The 22,937-nt window shown below is 71.6% G+C and carries 21 protein-coding genes; 15 read left to right on the top strand and 6 right to left on the bottom strand.

The window, feature by feature from the left end:
• Positions 1–42: 42 nt before the first annotated feature.
• Positions 43–2,190, top strand: coding sequence for a bifunctional serine/threonine-protein kinase/ABC transporter substrate-binding protein (locus ACGFW6_RS08435; protein WP_393505996.1), 2,148 nt, complete (start codon positions 43–45; stop codon positions 2,188–2,190).
• Positions 2,191–2,227: 37 nt separating this feature from the next.
• Here the strand turns inward: ACGFW6_RS08435 and ACGFW6_RS08440 are convergent, their stop codons facing one another.
• The 5 genes from ACGFW6_RS08440 to ACGFW6_RS08460 form a co-directional block, all read right to left on the bottom strand.
• The gene (locus ACGFW6_RS08440; protein ID WP_393505998.1) at positions 2,228–3,064 is read right to left on the bottom strand and encodes a sterol desaturase family protein; all 837 of its coding nucleotides are present in this window, start codon (positions 3,062–3,064) and stop codon (positions 2,228–2,230) included.
• The gene (locus ACGFW6_RS08445; protein WP_393506000.1) at positions 3,061–3,789 is read right to left on the bottom strand and encodes a FadR/GntR family transcriptional regulator; all 729 of its coding nucleotides are present in this window, start codon (positions 3,787–3,789) and stop codon (positions 3,061–3,063) included. The genes ACGFW6_RS08440 and ACGFW6_RS08445 overlap by 4 nt, the downstream gene beginning before the upstream one ends.
• 61 nt (positions 3,790–3,850) lie before the next feature.
• The gene (locus ACGFW6_RS08450) at positions 3,851–5,200 is read right to left on the bottom strand and encodes a PP2C family protein-serine/threonine phosphatase (RefSeq protein WP_393506002.1); all 1,350 of its coding nucleotides are present in this window, start codon (positions 5,198–5,200) and stop codon (positions 3,851–3,853) included.
• Between the two features lie 210 nt (positions 5,201–5,410).
• Complete coding sequence (locus ACGFW6_RS08455; protein WP_393506004.1) at positions 5,411–5,764, bottom strand: VOC family protein; 354 nt, start codon at positions 5,762–5,764, stop codon at positions 5,411–5,413.
• Between the two features lie 34 nt (positions 5,765–5,798).
• Positions 5,799–7,004: a Rieske 2Fe-2S domain-containing protein gene (locus tag ACGFW6_RS08460; RefSeq protein WP_393506006.1), complete on the bottom strand. Its 1,206-nt coding sequence runs from the start codon at positions 7,002–7,004 to the stop codon at positions 5,799–5,801.
• 255 nt (positions 7,005–7,259) lie between these two features.
• Between ACGFW6_RS08460 and ACGFW6_RS08465 the strand changes: the two genes are divergently transcribed.
• The 12 genes from ACGFW6_RS08465 (at position 7,260) to ACGFW6_RS08520 (ending at position 18,641) form a co-directional block, all read left to right on the top strand.
• Positions 7,260–7,466, top strand: coding sequence for a DUF2180 family protein (locus tag ACGFW6_RS08465; RefSeq protein WP_393506008.1), 207 nt, complete (start codon positions 7,260–7,262; stop codon positions 7,464–7,466).
• A 159-nt stretch (positions 7,467–7,625) separates the two neighbouring features.
• Entirely contained in the window at positions 7,626–7,820 is a 195-nt protein-coding gene (locus ACGFW6_RS08470; protein ID WP_393506010.1) for a hypothetical protein, read from the top strand.
• A gap of 272 nt (positions 7,821–8,092) precedes the next feature.
• The gene (locus ACGFW6_RS08475) at positions 8,093–9,754 is read left to right on the top strand and encodes a serine/threonine-protein kinase (protein ID WP_393506012.1); all 1,662 of its coding nucleotides are present in this window, start codon (positions 8,093–8,095) and stop codon (positions 9,752–9,754) included.
• Positions 9,751–10,503, top strand: coding sequence for a hypothetical protein (locus ACGFW6_RS08480; RefSeq protein WP_393506014.1), 753 nt, complete (start codon positions 9,751–9,753; stop codon positions 10,501–10,503). The genes ACGFW6_RS08475 and ACGFW6_RS08480 overlap by 4 nt, the downstream gene beginning before the upstream one ends.
• A 285-nt stretch (positions 10,504–10,788) precedes the next feature.
• Positions 10,789–11,550 carry a DeoR/GlpR family DNA-binding transcription regulator gene (locus ACGFW6_RS08485; RefSeq protein ID WP_393506016.1) on the top strand — a complete coding sequence of 254 codons (762 nt, stop codon included), beginning with the start codon at positions 10,789–10,791 and terminating at the stop codon, positions 11,548–11,550.
• A gap of 87 nt (positions 11,551–11,637) precedes the next feature.
• A complete protein-coding gene (locus tag ACGFW6_RS08490; RefSeq protein ID WP_393506018.1) occupies positions 11,638–12,996 on the top strand; it encodes an ABC transporter substrate-binding protein in 1,359 nt (452 codons plus the stop codon).
• A gap of 81 nt (positions 12,997–13,077) precedes the next feature.
• Positions 13,078–14,037 (top strand): carbohydrate ABC transporter permease, encoded by a 960-nt coding sequence (locus tag ACGFW6_RS08495; RefSeq protein WP_393506020.1) that lies wholly within the window; start codon positions 13,078–13,080, stop codon positions 14,035–14,037.
• Positions 14,034–14,921, top strand: coding sequence for a carbohydrate ABC transporter permease (locus ACGFW6_RS08500; protein WP_393506023.1), 888 nt, complete (start codon positions 14,034–14,036; stop codon positions 14,919–14,921). Before ACGFW6_RS08495 ends, ACGFW6_RS08500 begins: the two co-directional genes overlap by 4 nt.
• Positions 14,918–15,907, top strand: a complete 990-nt coding sequence (locus ACGFW6_RS08505; RefSeq protein WP_393506024.1) for a zinc-dependent alcohol dehydrogenase family protein — start codon at positions 14,918–14,920, stop codon at positions 15,905–15,907. Before ACGFW6_RS08500 ends, ACGFW6_RS08505 begins: the two co-directional genes overlap by 4 nt.
• A 267-nt stretch (positions 15,908–16,174) precedes the next feature.
• Positions 16,175–17,599 carry a Gfo/Idh/MocA family protein gene (locus ACGFW6_RS08510; protein ID WP_393506026.1) on the top strand — a complete coding sequence of 475 codons (1,425 nt, stop codon included), beginning with the start codon at positions 16,175–16,177 and terminating at the stop codon, positions 17,597–17,599.
• A gap of 104 nt (positions 17,600–17,703) precedes the next feature.
• Entirely contained in the window at positions 17,704–17,856 is a 153-nt protein-coding gene (locus tag ACGFW6_RS08515; RefSeq protein ID WP_393506028.1) for a hypothetical protein, read from the top strand.
• Positions 17,857–17,918: 62 nt separating this feature from the next.
• Positions 17,919–18,641, top strand: a complete 723-nt coding sequence (locus ACGFW6_RS08520; RefSeq protein WP_393506030.1) for a hypothetical protein — start codon at positions 17,919–17,921, stop codon at positions 18,639–18,641.
• 176 nt (positions 18,642–18,817) lie between these two features.
• On the opposite strand, the gene ACGFW6_RS08525 is transcribed toward ACGFW6_RS08520, so the two are convergent.
• Positions 18,818–19,567 (bottom strand): TioE family transcriptional regulator, encoded by a 750-nt coding sequence (locus ACGFW6_RS08525; protein ID WP_393506033.1) that lies wholly within the window; start codon positions 19,565–19,567, stop codon positions 18,818–18,820.
• Positions 19,568–19,625: 58 nt separating this feature from the next.
• Here ACGFW6_RS08525 and ACGFW6_RS08530 point away from each other — a divergent pair, with 58 nt between their 5' ends.
• The gene (locus ACGFW6_RS08530) at positions 19,626–20,828 is read left to right on the top strand and encodes an erythromycin esterase family protein (protein ID WP_393506035.1); all 1,203 of its coding nucleotides are present in this window, start codon (positions 19,626–19,628) and stop codon (positions 20,826–20,828) included.
• A 212-nt stretch (positions 20,829–21,040) separates the two neighbouring features.
• Positions 21,041–22,921: an exo-alpha-sialidase gene (locus ACGFW6_RS08535; RefSeq protein WP_393506037.1), complete on the top strand. Its 1,881-nt coding sequence runs from the start codon at positions 21,041–21,043 to the stop codon at positions 22,919–22,921.
• Positions 22,922–22,937 lie beyond the last annotated feature (16 nt).

Here is a 22,937-nt window from a genome sequence, read left to right on the forward strand (position 1 = left end):
GAGACCGGGGCCGGGGAGGGAGATGGAAGGGGGGTCCGTGCCATGGATCGGCTGCTGTCCGCCGACCCGTCCGTGATCGGCGGCTACCGGTTGGCCGCGCGGCTCGGGGCGGGCGGCATGGGCGTGGTGTACCTGGCGCGTTCCCCGCACGGCACCTGGTGCGCCTTGAAGTCGATCCGCTCCGAGCACGCCGACGATCCCGGCTTCCGGGCCCGCTTCCGGCGTGAGACGGAACTCGCGGCGCGGCTGAGGTCCCGCTGGACCGTGCCCGTCCTCGCCGCGGACGCCGAGGCCCGCTCGCCGTGGCTGGCCACCGCGTATGTGCCGGGCCCCTCCCTCGCCGAGGCCATCGCCCGCAACGGCCCTTGGCCGACGGTGCAGTTGCTCCGCCTCGGGGCGGCGCTGGCCGAGGCGCTGGAAGGGGTGCACGCGTGCGGGCTCGTCCACCGGGATGTGAAGCCCGCCAATATCCTGCTCGCCGCGGACGGACCGCGCCTGATCGACTTCGGCATCGCGCGCGCGGTCGGAGTGACCGCGCTCACCACCGACGGGTCGGTCATCGGCTCCCCCGGTTATCTCTCGCCCGAGCAGGCCCGGGGCCGCACGGTGGGTCCGGCGAGCGACGTGTTCTCGCTGGGCTGCGTCCTCGCCCACGCGGCCACGGGCCGGCCCGTGTTCGGCGTCGGCGGCGCGGCCGGTGTGCTGTACCGGACCGTGCACGAGGAACCCGACCTGGACTCGGTGCCCGAGGCGCTCGCCGGGATCGTACGGCGATGTCTGTCGAAGGATCCGGAGCGGAGGCCGTCGGTCGCCGAACTCCGTGACGGTTTCGGCCGGTTCGAGGAGCGGGGCTGGCTGCCGGAGGGGCTGCCCGCTCTGGTGGCGGCGCGTGCGGCGCGGGTGCTGGAGCTGCCGGTGCCCCAGGGTACGGTCACCGACGGCGTGCCGGTGGACGGGTGGGCGGACGCCGTGACGCAGGCCGCCGGAGCGCCGGCCGGAGCACCGACGTCCCGCCGCCGGGTGCTGGCCGCGGGCGGCGCGGTCCTGGGAGTGAGCGCGGCGGGTGTGGGCAGTTGGTGGCGCTGGGGCCGCTCGCCCTCGTCGGGCACGACCGGGGCCGGGGCGCTGCCGCGGCGGGTGATCGGCCTTCTCGGCGATCGCTCCGAGGCGGCGTTCACCGCCCATCAGCGGGGCGCCCAGGTGGCGGTGGGCGAGCACAACGACAGCGCGGGACGCGCCTTCGATCTGGTGCTGCGCACCGCCGACGACGGCGGCACGGCGAAGGGAGCCACCGCGGCGGCCGCCCGGCTGGCCGCCGACCCGGAGGTCTCCCTCGTGATCGGCACCGGCACCAACGCCACCGCGCCGGCGGCGGTGGAGGCCTGCGCCCGGGCCCGGGTCGCCCAACTCCTGACGCGGGCCGACACCAACGAACTGGACGGCGTCAACCTCACCAGCACGCTGCTGATGCGCCCGACGAGGACCGCCGGACCACCCGCGATCCTGCGCTATCTGAACCGGGTAGTGAAACCCACGCACACCACGGTCGTCCACGACCTCACCGACGGGGCGGAAACCCTCCAGACGGTCCGCAGCATCACGGTGCACAAGAAGCTCGACGGCGACGCCACGGTCGAGGAGATCGCCCCGGACGGCGACTTCGGCGCCGCGGCCCGGCGGATCGCCGACCGCGGGGACGACGCGGTCCTCTTCGCCGGCGTCCACCCCGACCGGGCCGCGTCCTGCGCTCGCGCGCTGCGGGAAGCGGGGTACCGCGGGCCGTGTGTGGCGGACGAGCATGTCCTCGGCGCCCGGTTCCTGGCACAGGCGGAGGGCTGGCTGATCGGCACGGGCTACACGGACGCCACCGCCGACCCGCGTGTCAGGGCGTTCACGGCGGCCCACCGGGCACGGTTCGGGGCCGCCCCCGCGCCCTGGGCCGCCGAGGCCTACGACGCCGTCCGCTTCGCCGTCCACGGACTGACCGCCCTCGGCGACGACGACCGCTCCGTCCTGCGCTCGGAACTGCTGCGCCGCCCCTGGCAGGGCATCACCCGCAAGGTCAGCTACGACGCCGACTCGGAGTTCTTCGAGGCCCAGGAGGACGCGGGCGCGTTCCTGTACCGGGTGAGGGACCACGCCATCCGCTTCGTGGCCCGCGCGGACGACATCGGCAGGACGGCGAACTGACCGGGGCGGTCGGTCCGGCGAGGCGGGAGCGGCCGGATCAGCTCCGGCTCGCGTCCGGGGTCCAGCCCGGCGGACCGAAGACGTAACCCGCGCGGTCGCGCCAGCGCGTGGCGCTTCGTACGTCGCGCCAGGCGGCCGCGTACTCGTGGAAGGCGACCCGCAGCGGGTTGTGGGTGTCGATGTTCTTGGTGAGGCCGTAGACGGCGCGCTCGCCCTCGGCTTCGAATGTGCCGAAGATCCGGTCCCAGACGATGAGGATGCCGCCGTAGTTGCGGTCCAGGTAGGCGTTGTTGGAACCGTGGTGGACGCGATGGTGCGAGGGGGTGTTGAAGACGTACTCGATCGGCCGCCACAGGCGGTCCACCCGCTCGGTGTGCAGGAAGAACTGGTAGATGAGGCTGACCGACTGCTGGAGCAGGATCATCCAGGGCGGAATGCCGAGCAGGGCCAGCGGCAGCCAGAACGGCAGGGTGGTCATGGGCGTCCAGCTCTGCCGCAGCGCGGTGGAGAGGTTGAACCGCACGCTGGAGTGATGGACCACGTGGCTCGCCCACAGGACCCGTACGCGGTGGTGCGAGCGGTGGAAGGCGTAGTAGGCGAGGTCCTCGGCGAAGAACAGCAGCACCCAGGTCCACACCGACGAGGCGGACAGCTGCCAGGGCGCCACGCTGTAGAGGCCGGCGAAGGCGACGATCGTGACGGCTTTCCAGGGCAGCGCGATGACCTGGCTGCCCGCGCCCATCGACATGCTGGTCACGGTGTCGCGGGTCTCGTAGCCGCGTTCGTCGTCGTCCGGGAGGAAGCGGTACGACAGTGCCTCGACGGCGACCAGCAGGACGAAGGCGGGTATGGCGTAGACGACGGCGGGTATCACGGTGTGCCTCCTTCGGGTTCCCGGGTGTGGTGGGTGGCCGGGACGCTGCGGGCCAGCAGCGCGCGGGCCGCGGCCTCGGCGCCCTGTTCGTCGCGTGAGGCGATGAGTGCGGCCAGCCTCATGTGTCCGGCGACGTCGAGCAGTTCGGTGGCGCGCAGCTCGGTCGGCACCTCACCGGCGGTGAAGCCCTCGCCGACGAGGCTGTTGAAGGCGAGGAGATAGGCGATGTTCCCGGAGCCCTCGACGATGAGCCGCCACCAGATGACGTCGGCCGTGGCGAGGTCGGTGAGGTCGGGTCCGCGGTTGATGTACGCGGCGGCGGCGCTGACGATCTCGGCCGCCGTCCCGTCCGGGCAGCGGGCGGCGCAGAGCCGTGCCGCGTCCGCGCCGATGGAGGCCCGCATCTCCAGGACGTCGCGGCGCAGGTCGTAGGACGTGGACAGCTGTTCCGTGTGGGCGAGTTGCAGGGCGAGGTCGAGGCCCGCGGTACGGCGCCAGTCGAGCACCCTGGTGCGTCCTCCGTGGCTGACCTCGACGAGTCTGGCCTGCTGGAGACGCTTCACGGCCTCCCGTACCGCGTGCCGGTTCACCCCGAACTCCGCGGCCAGTTCACGTTCGGCGGTCAGGGGGACGCCGGCCGCGAGCTCGCCGCTCAGGATGCGGTCCCGGAGCAGCGTGAACAACTGCTCGGAGACGGCTTCACGCCGGATGCGCTGCTCTGTCATGCACACACCCTGGCCGCGCGCACGCGGACTGGTCAACTGGTTGGACCAGATCGATCCCGACTCACCGCACGAGGGCGCCGTCCCGGTCGCCCGGCGTGCGCAGGGCCAGGAGAGCCATGTCGTCGTGGCCGTCGCTGGGACGGTGGTCGGCGAGGAAGCACACGAACTCGTCCAGCGGCAGGTGGACATGGTCCGCGGCGAGTTCGGCGAGCCGGGACAGGCCGTCGTCGATGCAGTGCTCGGGGTGTTCGACGAGTCCGTCGGTGAAGAAGAGCACGGTGGCGCCTGCGGGCACGGGGTGGGTGTCGTCGGGACGGTCCTCGTCGAGGTCGACCCCGAGCGGCAGGCCGGGCTCGACGTCGAGGTACTCCGTGTGCCGGTCCGGGGTGATCAGCAGCGGGGGCAGGTGGCCGGCCGAACTCCAGTGCAACCGCCAGCCCTCGCCCGCCGGTTCCATCCGGGCGAGACAGGCGGTGGTGACCGGCAGGTCGGTGATGGCGTTCAGGGTGCGGTCGAGCTGGGCGAGGACGCTGCTGGGCGGGGTGAAACGGTCGAACAGCAGGGCACGCAGCATGCTGCGGGTCTGCGCCATCGCGGCGGCCGCGCGGATGTCGTGGCCGACGACGTCACCGATCACGACGGCGCACGCGTGGTCGGGCAGCCAGAGCGCGTCGTACCAGTCCCCGCCGAGGTGGGCCGGAGTGAGGGCGGGGCGGTAGACGGCGGCGGCGGTCAGGGGCGACAGGTCGGGCAGCGTGGGCAGCAGCAGGCGTTGGAAGTGCTCGGCGCCGTCGCGGACCTGCTCGAACAGGCGGACGTTCTCGATCGCGATGCCGGCGGCGCCGGCCAGGGCGACGACGACGTCCTCGTCGTCGCGGTCGAAGGGCCGGCCGTCACGGCGTTCGGAGAGGTAGAGGTCGCCGTAGATGGTGCCGCGGACGCTGATGGCGACACCCAGCAGGGTGCGCATGTGCGGATGGCCGGGCGGGAACCCGACCGACGCGGGGTGGGAGCCGATCTCGTCGACCCGCAGAGGTTCGGGGTGGTGGATCAGGTGTCCCAGGACGCCGCGGCCGTGCGGGAACTCGATCCCCGCGAGGTCGGCGCGCTCGGACTCCGACAGTCCCGCCGTGAGGAACTGCGCCAGTTGCTCGCCGGACTCGTCCAGCACCCCGAGGGCGCCGTAGCGGGCGCCGACCAGCTCCATCGCGGTGGTGACGATGCGGTGCAGCACCGTGGGCAGGTCCATCTCCCGGCTGATCGTCAGCACCGCCTCCAGCAGCCCCTGGAGCCGGTCCTTCGCGACGGCCAGCTCCCGCAACTGCTCGGCGATCTGCTCCAACTGGGCGTCCAGCCGCAGCACCGGGTCGGAACCGGGCGGCCCTCCGGGTTCTCCCGCGTCACCCGACATCACTGACGCCCGATGGTCTCGGCGGCCTCGGTGGGGGTCATGCACTCGTGCCCTTCGTCGTCCCGTGCCGCGATGTGCGCACCCGCAGTCCCCTGCTACGACCGGGAGCACCCCGCACAGGTTGACCCAGTCGTACGAGCCGGCCGGCCCATTACTCCGACGGCGGCATGTTCCCCACCGCCCCGCGGGGGTAACGCGGGGCGGACACGGTCAGGCCGGCTGCCACAGTTCGACGCGGTTGCCCTCGGGGTCGGTGACCCAGCCGAAGCGGCCGACGCCGTCCATGTCCTGCGTCTCCTCGGCCACGTCCGCCCCCTTGGCGCGGAGTTGCGCGAGCATCGCGTCCAGGTCGCGCACGCGGAAGTTGAGCATGGTGCGCTGATCGCGGGATCCGAAGTAGTCGGTGTCCGACGCGAACGCCGCGAACACGGTGAGCCCTGCTTCGGGGCGCCACAGGCCGTGCTCGTCGGCGTCCAGGCCCAGACAGTCGCGGTACCACGCGCTCAGGGCCGCCGGGTCCGCGGCCCTGATGAAGTATCCGCCGATTCCAAGCACACGTTCCATGCGGTCATCCTGCCAGGGCGGCGCCGCGCCGCGCTCAGCCGCCGCGCGGCAGGTCGGCGGAGGGCTGCTGCTCGGCGGGCAGGTGCGTGTCCGTCACCGGCACGGAGCAGGCGCCGTCCCCGCCCGCGCACCCGGCCGCTGCCCGCGGGCGCAGCGGGACACCATTGCCGCGCAGCACGTCGCGGACGTCGAGGATCAGTGGGAAGACCTCGTGGTTGCGGTCCTCGCCCTGTTCCTCCCACGCCCGTTGCTCGGCCTCGACGGCCATACGGTCCTCGGCGAACACCCGCTCGGTGAAGCGCCTGATGAGGGGCCAGGCCAGCCGCAGCGCGCCGGGGATGCCGGGCTTCTCGATCATCAGGAGGCCGTAGGCGTGGCAGGTGCGCTGCTCGGCGTCCTCGGGCACGTACACGGCCCACAGTCGGAAGGCCGGGCGCTGGGCGTTCTCCGGTACCAGGTCGAGGGTCTGGTACGGGTACTCGGTGCGGATGGTCATGACGTCCGCGGAGTCGCTGCCGCCGAACCCTTCCGCGGCCAGCAGTCCCGCGCCACGGTTGCGTTTTCCGCCGGCGTGGGTGAAGAGGTAGCGGGCCTCCACCGACCGTGCGGACGTCTCGTACCCCAGCAGTTCGGGGTGGAGTTTGCCGACGACTCCGCGGTGGAGGAACTGGTGGTTCATGTCGAGCAGGTTCTCGTGCATGAACGAGTAATGGCAGCGCACCGTACGGGAGAAGGTCATCGTCCGGTACCGCGGATCGCCGAACGCGGGCAGCATCGGCAGCGGGATGTCCGGCGCCTTCCCCGGGTCGCCGGGGAAGACGAACACCAGGCCGTACGCCTCGCGGACCGGATATCCGCGCACACCGCGCGGCGGTCGGCCGTCGCCCTTGGACAGGTAGGGGATCTGCGAGATACGGCCGTCACCGCGGTAGGCCCACGCGTGGTAGCAGCAGCGGAGCACCTCGCCCTCGACGACGCCCATGCTCAGCGGCACCTGCCGGTGGGCGCACCGGTCCTCCAGCGCGTGGACGGTGCCGCTCTCCCCCCGGTAGAGCGCGATGCGTTCCCCGGCGAAGGTGGTCGCGATCACCCGGCCGCGGCGCACCTTTCCGGACAGCGCGACCGGGTACCAGAAGTCCGGGTTGGCCCCGACGCGCCTCAGGTCGACGGTGGCCGCCTCCGGATCGTGGTGGCCCGGACGGCGGCCGCTCCTGGTCCCGTCGGAGTCTGTCTCGTTCATACCTCTCCCTTACATCGGGGATACCGGCATGGATAGGCCACGCATCACCGACCGGCGGACGCGACAGAGCCCAGCACCGATCCCAGCCTTGCCGCCCCGGGCCACCCTGTCCTGCCCAGCACACCCGCAGGGGTGAGCGGTCCCAGGTGCCGGATCGGGAGAGCGGCGGGTGCGGTCCGCGACGTCCACGACAAGCGGGTCCGGCGCTCCGGCGATACGCTCGTCGTGTCTGGTGCACGGCTGAGAGGCACGTAGATGAACTGCTATGAATGCGCCCAGTCCGGGCGCACCACGGTGGCAGTGGCCGTCTGCCGAGTGTGCGGAGCCGCTGTCTGCCCGGAACATGTGCGTTCCGAGTCGGTGGTCATCCGGGGGACCGCCCAGCCCGGCGAAGTGATCCACGACCGGCCGGCCAGGCGGCTGACCTGCCCGGTGTGCCGTGAGGCGGAACAGGCGGAATGAACCGTTCGCCGGTGGCACGGCAGATCGGGTGACCTCGTCGGTCTCGGTTCCGGTCGGCCGGACCGTGCCGCACGCCCTGTCGTGACCGTTCGCCTTCGACGGATGCGCCCCGCGCCCCGCTGCGGTCATGACCGCGCGACCACCACGGCGAAGGGGCCGATGAAGCTCACCACCATGACGCAGGTGACCGTCGACGCGGTGGTGCGGGGAAACGGTCACGCGGCGGACGAGGAGCGTAGGCAGGGATTCGATCGCGGCGGATGGGCGACGGAGGCTTTCGACGACGGGAGCATGGCGCTCGTCAACGAGACCGACCGGCGTGCCGACGCGTTCCTCTTCGGCCGACGGACGTAGGCGGCCGAGCCCTGATCCGCTCGCCGCTCGCCGAGGACCTCGTCGAAGTCGCAGCGCGCATGACACGGCAGGCGCCCCGGCGGGCGCGGACGGTCCGGTGACGTCCCCTCGGTCCCACTCGGGTCACCGATGTCACGGTCGGGGTACGCCTCGCCGATCCCTCTGGTCACGCAACCGCCGTGGCCGAAAATGTGTCTCTGAGCGCGTGGCCCGGTCGCCGCGGAGTGGGTGAGGCTCCCGCGGCGCGCCGGAAGCGGCCTGGGGGGGGCGTAATGAGCACATGGGAAGTGCCTGGATACACCGAGTCGCTCGAACTCGGATCGGGGGCGAGCGGACGGGTCGTGCTGGCCGTCCACGAGGAGACCGGCGTCGCGGTCGCGGTGAAGTACCTCAGCGAGGCACTGCGCACGCGGCCGGGCTTCGTGTACGACTTCCGGGCGGAGGCACGGCTGCTGGGCGGCCTGGAGAGCCCGTACGTCACCGGGTTGTACGAGTACGTGGAGAGCCCGCACGGCGCCGCCATCGTGATGGAGCTGGTGGACGGGATCTCGCTGCGGACCCTGCTGAGCCGTGAGGGCCCGCTCGGTCCCGAGGCCGCGCTGGTGATCCTCAAGGGTTCGCTGCTCGGTCTGGCGGACGCCCACCGCGTCGGCGTCGTCCACCGCGACTACAAGCCGGAGAACGTGCTGGTCGAGCCGGACGGTTCGTCCAGGCTCGTCGACTTCGGGATCGCCGTGGACTCGGGCACCAGCGCCGGGGTGGCCGGCACCCCGTCCTACATGGCCCCGGAGCAGTGGACGGGCGCGCCCGCCTCGCCCGCCGCCGACGTGTACGCCGCGACCGCCACCTTCTTCGAGTGCCTGACGGCCCGTAAGCCCTACTCGGGCGAGAACTTCGCCGAGCTGGCGCTCCAGCACGTGGAGGCACCGGTCCCCGCCGAGGAGGCGCCCGAGGCCGTACGGGGGCTCGTACGCCGCGGTCTGGCCAAGGACCCGGCGGAGCGGCCCGCGCGGGCCGAGGAGTTCGTGACGGAACTCGAAGCCGTCGCCGGTGTCGCCTACGGGCCCGACTGGGAGGAGCGCGGCCGCGGCCGGCTCGCCGCGCTGGTGGCGCTGCTGCCCCTGCTGCTGCCCTCGGCCCGCAGCACTCCCCGGACCACCACGGACACCGCCCGTACGGTGCTGCGCCCGGAGCCCGGCTACTCCCTCACCCCGGCACGGTCGTGGCTGCCCGGCCGGCCCGGAATGCTGGTGTCGGGTGCCGCCGTCCTCCTCGCGGTGCTCCTGACCTACGGCGTGCCGTTCACGCCGGGGACCGCCGCACAGCGTGCGGAGCGGGCCCTGGCCACGACCAGCGCCCGGCCCGGCGCGGAGCCGGCCGGAACCACGGCGCCGACCGCGTCGGCGTCCTCGTCGACATCGTCGTCGCCCGGCGAGTCCGCCGAACCGTCCACGTCAGCGAGCGCGTCGGCCTCGGAGCCGGCGGCGACCGACGGCACGGGCCCCTCGGCCCCCGCGACCCCGGCCGGAGGCGAGGAGACGACGCCTCCCACCGACCCCGAGGACACGACGGCGCCGACGACGTCCTCTCCGCCGTCGCCCGCGGCCCCCTCCGTCAAGGACGTCGCGGTGTCGGGTTTCGCGCAGACCGGCTCGGCGACCGCAAGCGCGACCATCGACGTCACCACGGACGGGACGGGACCGGTCTCCATCACCGTCTCCTGGTTCACCGGCAACGTCACGGGACTGCCGGGCTCGGCCGACGGGGCGTCCCAGACCTTCACGCGCAGCGGCTCCACGCAGTACTCGATCACTGTCGATCACACCTTCCAGAACGCCGGCTGCTACTGGACGGTTCAGGCCACGACCGAACCGGGCTCCGCCGACGGCGGTGCCTCTCAGCAGCTTCTGACCAGGCGGTGTGACATCCGATGACTGTGCCACGCGACCGTACTCCCGCACCCGGCGACGAGGAGCCGACGCGGGTCCTCGCGGCCTCCGACGACCACGGTGCCACCCTGCCGCTCGGTCCGGACAGCGCCCGCGCGCCGCTCGACGCATCCGGCTCGGCCGCCCTCGAGTACAGCGCCACCGTGCTGGCCAGCCACTGGATCCAGCGGCCGGAAGCGGATGCCACGCTCGTGGAACAGAGCGCTTCCGACACCCGGCCGGCGCCGCCGCCCGACCGTGTCGAAGGCACCGTGCTGCGCTTCGGCCCGGGGGTCACCGCCGCCGTCGCCGAGCGCACTCATCGGACGATCCCCGCCGTGCCGGTGCCCTCGGCACCACCTCGCCGACGGCTGCGCAGACACGCGCTGCCCGCGCTGGTGCTGCTCTGCGTCCTCGCGTTCCTCGCCTGGCAGCGCCTCGGGCCGTCCGTCGAGGTGCGGACCGTGGCCGTCACGGCTCAGCCGACGGTTCTGGGGTGCGACGACACGGCGGACATCGTCGGCCTCGTCACGACGAACGGCCGTGCGGGCACCCTCTCCTACCGCTGGACCCGAAGCGACGGCACCACCTCCGGCGTCCTGCGTGAAACGGTGGTCCGCGGCCAGCGGCAGGCACGTCTGCACCTGCTGTGGACGTTCCAGGGCGAGGGCCGCCGCGCCGCGCGTGCCGAGCTGCGGATCATCTCCCCCGCTCACAGCGCGGTGACCGCCCATTTCACGTACGACTGCCGCTGATCCCGATCGGCTGGCCGAAACCGGTCGGGAGAACAGGCACCAAAGAGGCATGCGGCGGTGGGGAAACGGGCTGGGACATCCCCCGCCGCATAGCCCTCACCTCTGTCATTCCGGCACTGCCCACGTTGAAATACGGGCACATTCGGTCACGAACCGCTCTACGGCGAATCTGGTCACTACCGGTGATCCCCTTGTAGAAATTTGGCCACCGAAGCCGAATGGGACGGGCTCCGGGAAACAGCCGGCGCGGAAACAGCGCGCCGCGTGTGAAACGGAGGTGTCGCCGTGGACGCCGAGGAACGAAGACGCGGAATCCTGGAACGGGCACGCTGTTCCGGATCCGTCGATGTGGGAGAGCTGGCAGCCGACCTCGGGGTCTCCAAGGAGACCGTGCGGCGGGACCTGAATCTGCTGGAGGGGCACGGGCTGGTCCGCCGTACCCATGGCGGCGCCCACCCCGTGGAGAGCCGCAGCTTCGAGACGACGCTCGCCTTCCGCACCACCATGCACGTTCCCGAGAAGTCCCGGATCGCGGCAGCCGCGGCGGACCTGCTCGGGGACGCCGAGACCGTCTTCGTCGACGAGGGCTACACCCCGCAGCTCATCGCCGCCGCACTCCCCCGCGACCGCCGACTGACCGTGGTCACCTCCTCGTTGGCCACGGCCGGTGACCTGGCGTCGGCCGAGAACTTCACCGTGCTGCTGCTCGGGGGCCGGGTGCGCGGCGGGACGCTGGCCACCGTCGACCACTGGGCGACCCGCATGCTGGCCGGCCTCGTCATCGACCTGGCTTTCGTCGGCGCGAACGGCATCTCCCGCGAGTTCGGGCTCACCACCCCCGACCCCGCCGTCAGCGAGGTCAAGTCCCAGGTCCTCAGGACCGCCAGGCGCCGGGTTTTCTCCGGTGTCCACACGAAGTTCGGCGCCGTGAGCTTCTGCCGCTTCGCCGATGTCACGGAGTTCGAGGCGATCGTCACCGACGCCGGACTCAGCGCCTCCGAGGCGCACCGCTACTCACTGCTGGGCCCCGAGGTCATCCGGGTCTGAGCCGCGGTTCATCTCGTCACCCACCCGCCCCCGCACCTCCGGGGGCCTGGTTCCGCACACCCTCGCAACACATCCCTGGAGTCAGTCATGCGCACACGAAGAATGATCCATGTCGTCGCCGCGGCGACGGCCGCGAGCTCGCTGCTGGTCGCGTGCAGCGGGGCGGGCGGCTCCGCCGGCTCCGGTGGTGGCGACGGCAAGAGCATCAACGTGCTGATGGTCGGCAACCCGCAGATGGAGGACATCGCGAAGCTGACCAAGGACACCTTCACCAAGGACACCGGCATCAAGGTGAACTTCACCGTCCTGCCCGAGAACGAGCTGCGCGACAAGGTCACCCAGGACGTCGCCACCCAGGCCGGCCAGTACGACGTCGCCACCATCGGCGCCTACGAGGTGCCCATCTGGGAGAAGAACGGCTGGCTGCACGAACTCAGTTCCTACGCCGACAAGGACAGCGCCTTCGACAAGGCCGACCTGCTCAAGCCGATGGTCACCTCGCTGTCCGGCTCCGACGGCAAGCTCTACGCCCTGCCGTTCTACGGCGAGTCCTCGTTCCTGATGTACAACAAGGACGTCATGGAGGCGAAGGGCATCACCGTGCCCGAGCGCCCGACCTGGCAGCAGATAGCCGACATCGCGGCCAAGGTGGACGGCGCTGAGCCGGGCATGCGGGGCATCTGCCTGCGAGGGCTGGCCGGCTGGGGCGAACTCGGCGCGTCGCTGACGACCGTGGTGAACACCTACGGCGGCACCTGGTTCACCAAGGACTGGAAGGCGCAGGTCAACTCGCCGGAGTTCAAGAAGGCGGCGAACTTCTACGTCGACCTGGTCCGCGAGCACGGCGAGGCGGGCGCGGCGCAGGCCGGGTTCACCGAGTGCCTGAACGCCATGAGCCAGAAGAAGGTCGCGATGTGGTACGACGCGACCAGCGCGGCCGGGTCGCTGGAGGACCCGAAGTCCAGCAAGATCGCCGGCCGGGTCGGCTACGCGTACGCGCCGACGGCCGAGACCAAGAGCAGTGGCTGGCTGTGGAGTTGGGCGTGGGCGATGCCCAAGACCACGAAGAACGCCGACGCCGCGTCGAAGTTCATGCTGTGGGCCTCCAGCAAGGAGTACGAGAAGACGGTCGGCGAGAAGCTCGGCTGGTCGCGCGTTCCGGCCGGCAAGCGGGCCAGCACCTACGAGCTCCCGGAGTACCAGAAGGCCGCCGCGTCGTTCGGTGACATCACGCTGAAGTCCATCGAGCAGGCCGACCCCGCCAACCCGGGCCTCCAGCCGAGGCCGACCGTGGGGGTCCAGTACGTGGCCATCCCCGAGTTCCAGGACCTGGGCACGAAGGTCACGCAGGAGATCTCCGCCGCCATCGCCGGCAAGACCAGCGTGGACAAGGCGCTCGACGACGGCCAGAAGCTCGCCGAGGAAGTCGCCAAGAACTACCGGTGACCGTCATCGCCCGGCCGGCTCCTGGGCCGGCCGGGCCCGCCTTCTCCCGTCTCCCGGCCGTCACTGGCAGAGGAAACCGCCATGACCACACTCACCGCACCCCCCAAGACCGCTCCACCGCCCGGCCGCCCACGCCCGTCCGCCGGCGCCGGCAAGTGGAAGCGCCGCATCCCGCTGCTTCCGGCGCTGGTCTTCACCATCGTCGTCACCCAGCTGCCGTTCGTCGCCACGCTCGTCATCTCCACGCTCCAGTGGAACGTCCTCAAGCCGGGCGAGCGGCACTTCGTCGGTCTGTCCAACTTCACGTTCGTCTTCACCGACGAGCGGCTGCGCACGGCGGTGCTCAACACCGTCGTCCTCACCGCCTCGGTGGTCCTCATCAGCGTGCTGCTCGGCCTGGGCCTGGCGATGCTGCTGGACCGCCGCTTCATCGGCCGGGGGCTTGCCCGGACGCTGCTCATCGCCCCGTTCCTGGTCATGCCGGTCGCCGCGGCGCTGCTGTGGAAGCACGCCATCTACAACCCCGACTACGGCCTGCTCAACGGCACCCTCAACGCCGTGTACCGCCTGGGCGGCGCGGACAACGGCCCCACGATCGACTGGGTGTCCTCCTATCCGATGCCCGCCGTCGTGCTCTCGCTGGTCTGGCAGTGGACGCCGTTCATGATGCTCATCATCCTGGCCGGTCTCCAGGCACAGCCCGGTGACGTCCTGGAGGCGGCCCGGGTCGACGGGGCGTCGGCCATGGCGACCTTCCGCTTCATCACCCTGCCGCATCTGCGCCAGTACCTCGAACTGGGCATCCTGCTCGGCACGATCTACGTCGTGCAGACCTTCGACGCGGTCTACACGATCACCCAGGGCGGCCCCGGTTCCCGGACCACCAACCTGCCCTACGAGATCTACCTGACCATGTTCCGCAAGTACGAGTACGGCCAGGCGGCCGCCGCCGGCGTGGTCGTCGTGCTCGGCTCCATCGTGATCGCGACCTTCGCGCTGCGCACCATCGCGTCGCTGTTCCGCGAGGAGGTGTCCCGATGACCACGCAGACGGCGGTCGCCGCGCCCGGCGCGCGGCTGAGGAAGGCCCTGCGACGCCGCGAGGACCACGGCGGCACGCCCCGGCTGTCCCCGCTGTGGACGTTCGTGGCGTGGCTCGCGACCCTGGCGTTCTTCGCGCCGGTCGCGTGGATGGTGCTCACGTCCTTCCACCAGGAGGCGGACGCGGCGACCAACCCGCCGAGCCCGCTGGCGCCGGTCACCTTCGACCAGTACAAGCTGCTGTTCAGCCGCGACATCACCCCGTTCCTGCTGAACTCGACCATGGCGAGCGTCATTTCGACGCTTCTGGTGCTCGTGCTGGCGGTGCCGACGGCCTACGCGCTGTCCATCAAGCCGGTCCGGAAGTGGACCGACGTGATGTTCTTCTTCCTGTCCACCAAGTTCCTGCCGGCCATCGCGGCCCTCCTGCCGGTGTACCTGATCGTCAAGGACGCCGGGATGCTGGACAACGTGTGGACGCTGATCGTCCTCTACACCGCGATGAACCTGCCGATCGCGGTGTGGATGATGCGCTCGTTCCTCGCCGAGGTGCCCAAGGAGATCCTCGAGGCCGCCGAGGTGGACGGCGCGGGTCTGCCGACCGTGCTGCTGCGGATCGTCGCGCCGGTCGCCATGCCGGGGCTCGCCGCGACCTCGCTGATCTGCTTCATCTTCAGCTGGAACGAGTTCATGTTCGCCGTCAACCTCACGGCGACCAACGCCTCGACCGCGCCGGTCTTCCTGGTCGGCTTCATCACCAGCGAGGGCCTCTTCCTCGCCCGGCTCTGCGCCGCCGCCACGTTGGTCTCCCTGCCGGTCCTCATCGCCGGTTTCGCCGCCCAGGACAAGCTGGTCCGAGGGCTGTCCCTAGGAGCAGTCAAGTGAAAGCCGCCGTCATCGAAGCACCAGGCAAGGTCACCGTCACCACGGTGCCCGACCCCACCCCCGGGCCGCGCGAGGTCGTGGTCGACGTGGCGGCCTGCGGGCTGTGCGGGACCGATCTGCACATCCTCCAGGGCGAGTTCGCGCCGACCCTGCCGGTGGTGCCGGGGCACGAGTTCGCGGGGGAGGTCGTGGGCCTCGGCAGCGAGGTCACCGAACTCGCCCTCGGCGACCGGGTCGCCGTCGACCCCTCGCTCTACTGCCACGAGTGCCGCTACTGCCGGGCCGGCCGCAACAACCTGTGCGACCGGTGGCAGGCGATCGGTGTGACGGTGTCCGGTGGCGCCGCCGAGTACGCCGTCGCGCCCGTCGCCAACTGCGTACGGCTGCCCGACCACGTGGACGTGCAGGACGCCGCCCTGATCGAGCCGCTGTCCTGCGCGGTGCGCGGCTACGACGTGCTCAACAGCAGGCTCGGGTCCCACGTGCTGATCTACGGCAGCGGCACGATGGGCCTGATGATGCTGGAGCTCGCCAAGCGCACCGGCGCCGCCTCGGTGGACGTCGTCGACGTCAACCCGGAGCGACTGGTGACGGCGGAAAAGCTCGGCTGCTCCCAAGTGGCGCTCTCCGCAGCTGAGTTGGGACGCGCCGGCGGCTGGGACGTGGTCGTCGACGCGACCGGGAACGCCGCCGCCATCCAGGACGGCCTGGAGCGCGTCGCCAAGGCGGGCACGTTCCTGCAGTTCGGGGTCTCCGACTACGCCACGAAGGCCACCATCTCGCCGTACCGCATCTACAACCAGGAGATCACGATCACCGGCTCGATGGCGGTGCTGCACAGCTACGAGCGTGCCGCGGAACTGTTCGCCACCGGGGTGCTCGACCCGCAGGTCTTCATCAGCCACCGGCTGCCGCTGACGGAGTATCCGCGGGCGCTGGAGCAGTTCGCCGCCGGCCAGGGACGCAAGATCGTCGTACTGCCCTGACCTCCGGCCCGTCGGCCCGTCGGTACCGCTGCTTCGCGGTGCCGACGGGCCGACGGCCTTTCCCCCGGCACTCGTTGCTCCGACCAGGCAGCCCTCAACACCCACGGTGATGCTCGATACTGCTCGGAACAGCTCTCTATCGAGCACATATTGACATGCATGTGTCGCAGCCCGCAGAGTCGTGCACCGACAGTCCCCGCGTCCCCCACACCCCCCGACAGTGCACCGGCAGTGATGCAAGCGACCCCACCGAGGAGTGTTGCCGTCATGTCCGAAACACCCGCTGTCTCACGCCGACTGCTCCTGGGCGGAGCCGTCGCCACCGGCGCGCTCGCGGCGAGGATGACCGCCGCGGCGCCGGCCGTGTCCGCCGCCACCGGGCAGGTACCCCGCCGCCGTCCCGGGCAGAAGTCGATGGTCGGCGTGCCCTTCGAGGTCCACAGAACCGTCCGCGTCGCCGTCATCGGCCTCGGCAACCGCGGCTCGGGCATGGTCATGGGCTGGGCGGCCGTGCCCGGCTGCACCGTGACCGCCGTCTGCGACATCCGCGCCGACCGCGCACGCAGCGCCGCCGACCGGCTGGTCGGCAAGGGGGAGCCGCGCCCCGCCGAGTACGGCGGTTCGGCCGACTCCTACGCGCGGATGCTCCAGCGCGACGACATCGACCTGGTGTACGTGGCCACGCCGTGGGAGTTCCACTACGAGCACGGCAGAGCGGCCCTGCTCAGCGGCCGGCACGCCGTCGTGGAGCTCCCCGTCGCGACCGAGCTGCGTCAGCTGTGGGACCTGGTCGACACCTCCGAGCGCACCCGCAGGCATCTGCTCCTCGCCGAGAACTGCAACTACGGCCGCAACGAACTGGCCATGCTACGGATGGCGCACGCGGGCGTGTTCGGAGACATCACCAACGGCCATGGCGGCTACCTCCACGACCTGCGTGAACTCCTCTTCTCCGACACGTACTACACCGACTCCTGGCGGCGGCTGTGGCACACCCGCAGCATCGCCTCGTTCTACCCCATGCACGGACTGGCGCCGATCGCGGCGGCGATGGACGTCAACCGCGGCGACCGCATGGCCACCCTGCGGGCCACCGCGACCGCGCCGAAGGGGCTCGCCGACTACCGCGAGCGCAACATTCCCCGGGACCACCCGTCCTGGAAGGAGACGTACATCAATGGCGACCTGATCACCTGTCTCATCGAGACGGAGAAGGGCCGGGTCATCAGGGCCGAGCACGACGTGAGTTCGCCTCGGCCGTACAGCAGGATCAACACGCTCGCCGGCAGCCGCGGCATCGTCGAGGACTACACCGGGCCCGGCCCGACCGGCGCGCGTGTCTACCTCGAGCCGGACCACGCCGGCCACACCTGGCGCGACTTCGCCGACTACCGCAAGGAGTACGACCACTGGCTGTGGCGGAAGGTCGGGGACGACGCCGCGAACAACGGCGGCCACGGCGGCATGGACTACGTCCTGCAATGGCGCACCGTCCAACTGCTGCGCGCCGGACTGGTGCCCGACATCGACGTGTACGACTCCGCCGCCTGGTGCTCCGCGGTCCCGCTGAGCGCGGCGTCCCTGGAGAGGGACGGGCGCCCGGTCGAGATCCCGGACTTCACCCGCGGCGCCTGGGCCGCGAAACGGCCCGGGCTCGACTCGAGCCCGACCGACATGCCGCCCGTCGGCTGAGCGGCGAAAAGCGTCCCCCATGACCGCACGGACGGGTTCGGCGCCGCGTTCTGGCGCCGTCCCCGGGCCTATCTCGACCCGGGGGGGTGCGCGCCGGGATCTCCATGTTCGCCCAGACCGGAGAGGACGTCCTCGCTCCCGGGCCGGCGGCGCTCGCCGAGGACCTCGCGACCGGCCGTCGGCACGAACGGCACGCCGGCCTGCTCGCCCTGGAGTCGCTCGACGTCGGCTACCAGCTGCTGGTGGCGGACTCCTGACGCCGCTCCGGGAAAGGGCGGTCGGCGTGAGCCCGGACCCCGGGTGTGGTGAGGTGGGGATCATGACGAGGAACGACGCGATCGTGGTGCCCGAGCTGTACGTGGGCTACCCCGAGGTGGCTTTCGGCGGCTATGTCGCCGGGGTGTTGGCAGAGCGGTCCGGGGCGGGCACCGTACGGGTGGACTTCCGTGGTCCGGTGCCGGTCGAGGTTCCGGTGCGGATCGCCGAAACGGCGCAGGAGGGCGTGGAGTTGGGTGAGGCCGAGCGGCCCCTCGCGGCCGCGCGCCCCGCCGAATTGCGGCTCGACGTGCCGGCCGCCCCCGCCTGGGACGAGGCGGACGCGGCCGCACGGAGGTTCCGGGCGGCGCCGCCGTCGGGTGTGGTGGACTGCTTCGGCTGCGGCCTGCGGACCGCTGACCGGGGTCTGCGGGTGCACGGCACACCGGTGCCGGATCTCGGCCTGGTGGCCTCCGCCTGGATCCCGTCACCCTCCTTCGCCGACGCGGACGGTCTGCTCCCGCCGGAGCTGATCTGGGGCGCCTTGGACTGTCCGGGGCACTGGGCGGGCCGGTTCCTCGGGACCCTGCGTCCGGGCGCGGTCACCGCGTCCCTCACGGGCACGGTCCTGCGTCCGGTCGTCGCGGGTGAGCCGTACATCTCGTACGCCTGGCTGGTGTCGGAGTCGGGGCGCAAGCACACGATGGGCGTGGCGCTCGCGACGGCGGCGGGCGAACTGTGCGGCCTCTCCGAGGCGTTGTGGATCGACCCCAGGACGGCTGCCTGAGCAGGTCTTCGACGCGTGGGCCGGGCCGGTGCACCGACCGGCACGGCACCGGGTCGGCCGACCGCTGCCGTGCCCGCTTCACGCCGGCAGTGAGCGCCCGCGGTCGGCCGGGTCGACCAGGTCCGGGGTATGTCGCGACGCCGCCGCGGAACGCGCTCGCGTGGGGGGGGCGGGGGTCAGCCGCGCTCGCCGAGGTACGCCTCCAACTCCGCGGCACCGGTCAGCATCGCCCGGCCGCGGGCGGACAGCCGGTCGTGCCAGTCCGACAGCGCGGCCTCCAGGGGCTCCAGTCCGCCGGCCGCCCGGACCTGGGTGATCAGCGGGGCGATGTGCTCCAGCAGGTAGCCGCCCCGCCTGAGTTGGTGGGCCAGGCGGGCGTCCCGGACGTCCGCCTCGTCGTAGAGCCGGTACCCGGTGCGCGGGTCGCGGCGCGGGGTCACCAGCCCGGCGCGCTCCCATGTGCGCAGGGTCGCCGGCCTGATTCCCAACGCCCGCGCCAGCGGTCCGATGAAGGTGCCGCCGCCCCCGGAGGCGGCTGCGGTATCGGCCCCATGGGCGGGCCCGGCCTCCATGCCCGGCTCCAGGTCGCGCAGGGCGCTCTCCACTGCTCGAAGGGTCCGGCGGTCGTCGAGGAGTTGGACGTGGCTCTCGTCGATGAGGCGGAGGGCGTCGTCGACGCGTCCCTGGTTCACGGCCCTCATGATCGACGTCGCGGTCCGGTGGCCGTGGCCGGGGACGAGGGCGAGGAACGCGCGCAGCGCTCCCGCGTGAAGGGAGGTGTAGGTGCGGTAGCCGTGGGGCGTGCGATCGGCGGCCGGGAGGATGCCGGCCGCCTCGTAGTTCCTGACCGCCTGCGTGGAAAGGCCGTGCCCGCGCGCCAGGTCGACCGGTCGGAGACGTGCGCCCGTTTGAAGGTTTTGCCCCATGGGGCCGACGATAGCGCGGCAAAGTTTCAACCGAAGGTTCAACGATAGCGTTGAAGGCATGGCGACTGACTTCAAGGACACCGCCCCTGCCGTCGACGCTGCCTCCCTGATGAGGCTGCTCCCGGCCCGGCCCCGGATGCTCGCCCTCGGCGAGCCCACCCACGGCGAGGACGCACTGCTCGAGGTGCGCAACGAGCTCTTCCGGCAGCTCGTCGAGCAGGAGGGCTACCGGACGATCGCGATCGAGAGCGACTGCCTGCGGGGCCTGCTCGTGGACGACTACGTCACCTCGGGCTCAGGCACCCTCGACGCGGCCATGGAACACGGGATCAGCCACGCATGGGGCGCCTTCGCGGGCAACCGCGAACTGGTGCGCTGGATGCGCGCCCACAACGAACACCGCCCGGCCTCCGAGCGGATCCGCTTCGCCGGTTTCGACGGTCCGCTGGAGATCACGGAAGCCGCGAGCCCCCGGCAGGCGCTCACCGCCCTGCACGGCTACCTCTCCGCCCGCGTGCCGACCCACCTGTTGCCCTGCACCGCCGACGCACTCGACCGCCTGCTCGGCACCGACGACCGCTGGACCGACCCCGCCGCGATGATGGACCCCACCCGGTCCGTGGGGCGATCGGCGGAGGCCGGCGAGCTGCGCCTGATCGCCGACGACCTGGCCGCGCTGATGGACGAGCAGATGCCGCACCTGCTCGCGGAGTCCACGCGGCAGGAGGGGGAACGGGCCCGCCTGTACGCCCGCACCGCGTCCGGCCTGTTGCGCTACCACCACTGGATGGCCGACACCTCACCGGCCCGTCTGACCCGGCTGGTGAGTGTGCGCGACCGGATGATGGCCGACAACCTGCTGGCCCTGGCCGACCGTGGCCCGGTGTTCGTCCACGCCCACAACTCCCATCTGCAGCGGGAGAAGAGCTCGATGCGGATGGGCGGCGACCGGCTGGAGTGGTGGAGCGCGGGCGCACTGGTGAGCGCGCGCCTCGGGCAGGACTACGCCTTCGTCGCCACCGCCCTCGGCACGGTCCGCCACCAGGGCGTCGGCACCCCGCCGCCGGACACCCTGGAGGGGCTGCTCCACGTCCGCCCGCAGCAGACGTCCGTCATCGACCCCACCGAGCTGGCCACCGCCCTCGGCGACCCTCGGCCCGCGCCCAGGGTGTCCCCCTGGTTCGGGTACGCCTCCCTCGACCCGGCCCACCTGAGCGCCATCGACGGGATCGTGTTCGTCAAGGACGCCGGGCGGGACTAGAGAGCACGGGACGGGCCGGGCCGATGCGCGACCAGTGGCCCGTCCGTGTGAAGGGGACGGCCTTCCCCACGATCCTCGCTTCCTGGTTCGGCTGACGGGTCGACCGGTTCGTCACTCGCTTGCCGCGGCGTGTCACCGACCACGAATAACCCCAAATATTCATAAATAGGACTTGGGATGTTCGGACGAGCGGTGAAACGAAGGGCCTTTGTATGCCGTCGAGGCTTCGCGCACATCTGAGAGCCGACCTCGCCGCGGGCGTGGTCATGGCGACCGCGGCGGCGCTCGTGGGCCCCGCCCACGCCCAACCCGCCCAAGCGGCCCCGCTCTTCGAACAGCGGGTGATCTTCAGGACGTCGCAGGATCCGGGCGGCTACTCCTGCTTCCGGATCCCCGCCGTCGTGCGGACCAACCAGGGCACGCTCCTCGCCTTCGCCGAGGGCCGGCACGACACCTGCGGTGACGCCGGGGACATCGACATCGTGATGAAACGCTCGACCGACGGCGGCCGCACCTGGGGACCGCTCCAGGTCGTCACGGACGGTGCCGGCAACACCCACGGCAACCCTGCCCCGCTCGTGAACCGGGCGACCGGCCGCATCCTGCTCCCGCAGACACACAACCCGGCGACTCCGGACGGCTCCAGCTGTGCCGTGCCGTGCAACCGCAGACCCCACCTGCAGTACAGCGACGACGACGGCCGCACCTGGACCCGGCCGCGCAACCTCAGCTCGCAGATCATGCCGTCGAACTGGAACTCCTGGTACGCCACCGGCCCCGTCCACGGGATCCAGCTCACCCGCGGCAGCCACGCCGGACGACTGGTCTTCGGCGTCAACGCCGAGACCTGGAACGGCAGTCGGGTCAGCGCCAACCACGCGGCCCTCATCGTCAGCGACGACGGCGGCACCAACTGGCGTCGCGGCGCCACCGACTCCTGGCCTGTCGCCACCGACGGCACCTTCCACCAGAAGCCGTCCGAAGTCACCCTTACGGAGCGCACCGACGGTGCCATCCTGGTCAGCGGCCGCGAGCAGGACGGAACCGATCTGGGCCATCGCAGCCAGACCTTCAGCGTGGACGGCGGAAACACCTTCACCCACCCGTTCCGGCCCCTCCCGAGCCTGTACACCCCGCAGGTCCAGGGGGCGACGCTGCAACTCGGCAGCCGGCTGCTCCTGTCCTGCCCCGGCGACCCCGACCGCCGCCGGACCCTGATGATCCGCTCCTCCTACGACGGCGGCACCACCTGGGACAGCGTCGACCGCGGGACCGTGGTGACCCAGGACTGGTCGGGCTACTCCGACATGGTGCACATCGGTGGCGACGTGGTGGGGCTGATGTACGAGGGCGGCACCGTCGACGCCCGCGACGAGATCCGCTTCACCCGCTTCAACGAGGAGTGGCTCAAGCCGCGCCGCGGCGCCGACCCGACCACCGCCGACCGTGCCCCGGCCGCACCGCGGGCGACCGTGCTCGGCGGGGCCTCGCCGACGGCCGGCGTGTTCGGCAGCGCCCTGGCCTTCGACGGCGCCGACAACGCCGTACGCCTGCCGTTCCGCAATCAACTGGAGCTCGGTACCCAGGGCTTCACCGCCTCCCTGTGGTTCCGCTACACGGCCCGGACCGGCGAGCAGCCACTGCTGTGGATGGGCGGCATCGGGGGCAGCCAGCCGCAGTTCTGGCTCCGTGGCGAACCGGCGAGCAACCGGGTCCGCGGACTGATGACGGTGCGCAGCGGAGCGACGGCCGTGCGGTCGGCGTCCGTCAGCACCACGGCCGCGCACAACGACGGCCGGTGGCACCACCTGGCCCTGCGGCGCGGCGGCGGACGGCTCACCCTCTTCATCGACGGCAGGGCGATCAGCACGGCCGACGTGGCCGGATCCGTCAGCCGCAACTCGCCGTTCGGCGTGCACATCGGCCAGCGCATGGACAGCCGGGCGTTCTTCACCGGCGGCATCGACGAGGTCCGCGTGTGGAACCGGGCCCTGACCGACGCCGAACTCACCCGCGTACGCCGGACGAACGTCGGGCCGTCCTCGAACACCACCCTGTGGCTGCCGCTGGACCAGGTGACCGCGGGCGGCTGACCAGGCCAGGCGATCG

It is taken from the genome of Streptomyces sp. Y7 (assembly GCF_043195415.1).
In the GTDB taxonomy this organism is placed as follows: Bacteria; Actinomycetota; Actinomycetes; order Streptomycetales; family Streptomycetaceae; genus Streptomyces.

Excerpts from the sequence above, each read along its gene's own strand:
- ACGFW6_RS08435 (WP_393505996.1), top strand. The coding sequence starts at position 43 with ATGGATCGGCTGCTGTCCGCCGACCCGTCCGTGATCGGCGGCTACCGG.
- ACGFW6_RS08525 (WP_393506033.1), bottom strand. The coding sequence starts at position 19,567 with ATGGGGCAAAACCTTCAAACGGGCGCACGTCTCCGACCGGTCGACCTG.
- ACGFW6_RS08510 (WP_393506026.1), top strand. The coding sequence starts at position 16,175 with ATGTCCGAAACACCCGCTGTCTCACGCCGACTGCTCCTGGGCGGAGCC.
- ACGFW6_RS08450 (WP_393506002.1), bottom strand. The coding sequence starts at position 5,200 with ATGTCGGGTGACGCGGGAGAACCCGGAGGGCCGCCCGGTTCCGACCCG.
- ACGFW6_RS08490 (WP_393506018.1), top strand. The coding sequence starts at position 11,638 with ATGCGCACACGAAGAATGATCCATGTCGTCGCCGCGGCGACGGCCGCG.
- ACGFW6_RS08535 (WP_393506037.1), top strand. The coding sequence starts at position 21,041 with ATGCCGTCGAGGCTTCGCGCACATCTGAGAGCCGACCTCGCCGCGGGC.
- ACGFW6_RS08465 (WP_393506008.1), top strand. The coding sequence starts at position 7,260 with ATGAACTGCTATGAATGCGCCCAGTCCGGGCGCACCACGGTGGCAGTG.
- ACGFW6_RS08520 (WP_393506030.1), top strand. The coding sequence starts at position 17,919 with ATGACGAGGAACGACGCGATCGTGGTGCCCGAGCTGTACGTGGGCTAC.
- ACGFW6_RS08515 (WP_393506028.1), top strand. The coding sequence starts at position 17,704 with ATGTTCGCCCAGACCGGAGAGGACGTCCTCGCTCCCGGGCCGGCGGCG.
- ACGFW6_RS08445 (WP_393506000.1), bottom strand. The coding sequence starts at position 3,789 with ATGACAGAGCAGCGCATCCGGCGTGAAGCCGTCTCCGAGCAGTTGTTC.
- ACGFW6_RS08530 (WP_393506035.1), top strand. The coding sequence starts at position 19,626 with ATGGCGACTGACTTCAAGGACACCGCCCCTGCCGTCGACGCTGCCTCC.
- ACGFW6_RS08500 (WP_393506023.1), top strand. The coding sequence starts at position 14,034 with ATGACCACGCAGACGGCGGTCGCCGCGCCCGGCGCGCGGCTGAGGAAG.
- ACGFW6_RS08480 (WP_393506014.1), top strand. The coding sequence starts at position 9,751 with ATGACTGTGCCACGCGACCGTACTCCCGCACCCGGCGACGAGGAGCCG.
- ACGFW6_RS08460 (WP_393506006.1), bottom strand. The coding sequence starts at position 7,004 with ATGAACGAGACAGACTCCGACGGGACCAGGAGCGGCCGCCGTCCGGGC.
- ACGFW6_RS08470 (WP_393506010.1), top strand. The coding sequence starts at position 7,626 with ATGAAGCTCACCACCATGACGCAGGTGACCGTCGACGCGGTGGTGCGG.
- ACGFW6_RS08475 (WP_393506012.1), top strand. The coding sequence starts at position 8,093 with ATGAGCACATGGGAAGTGCCTGGATACACCGAGTCGCTCGAACTCGGA.
- ACGFW6_RS08455 (WP_393506004.1), bottom strand. The coding sequence starts at position 5,764 with ATGGAACGTGTGCTTGGAATCGGCGGATACTTCATCAGGGCCGCGGAC.
- ACGFW6_RS08495 (WP_393506020.1), top strand. The coding sequence starts at position 13,078 with ATGACCACACTCACCGCACCCCCCAAGACCGCTCCACCGCCCGGCCGC.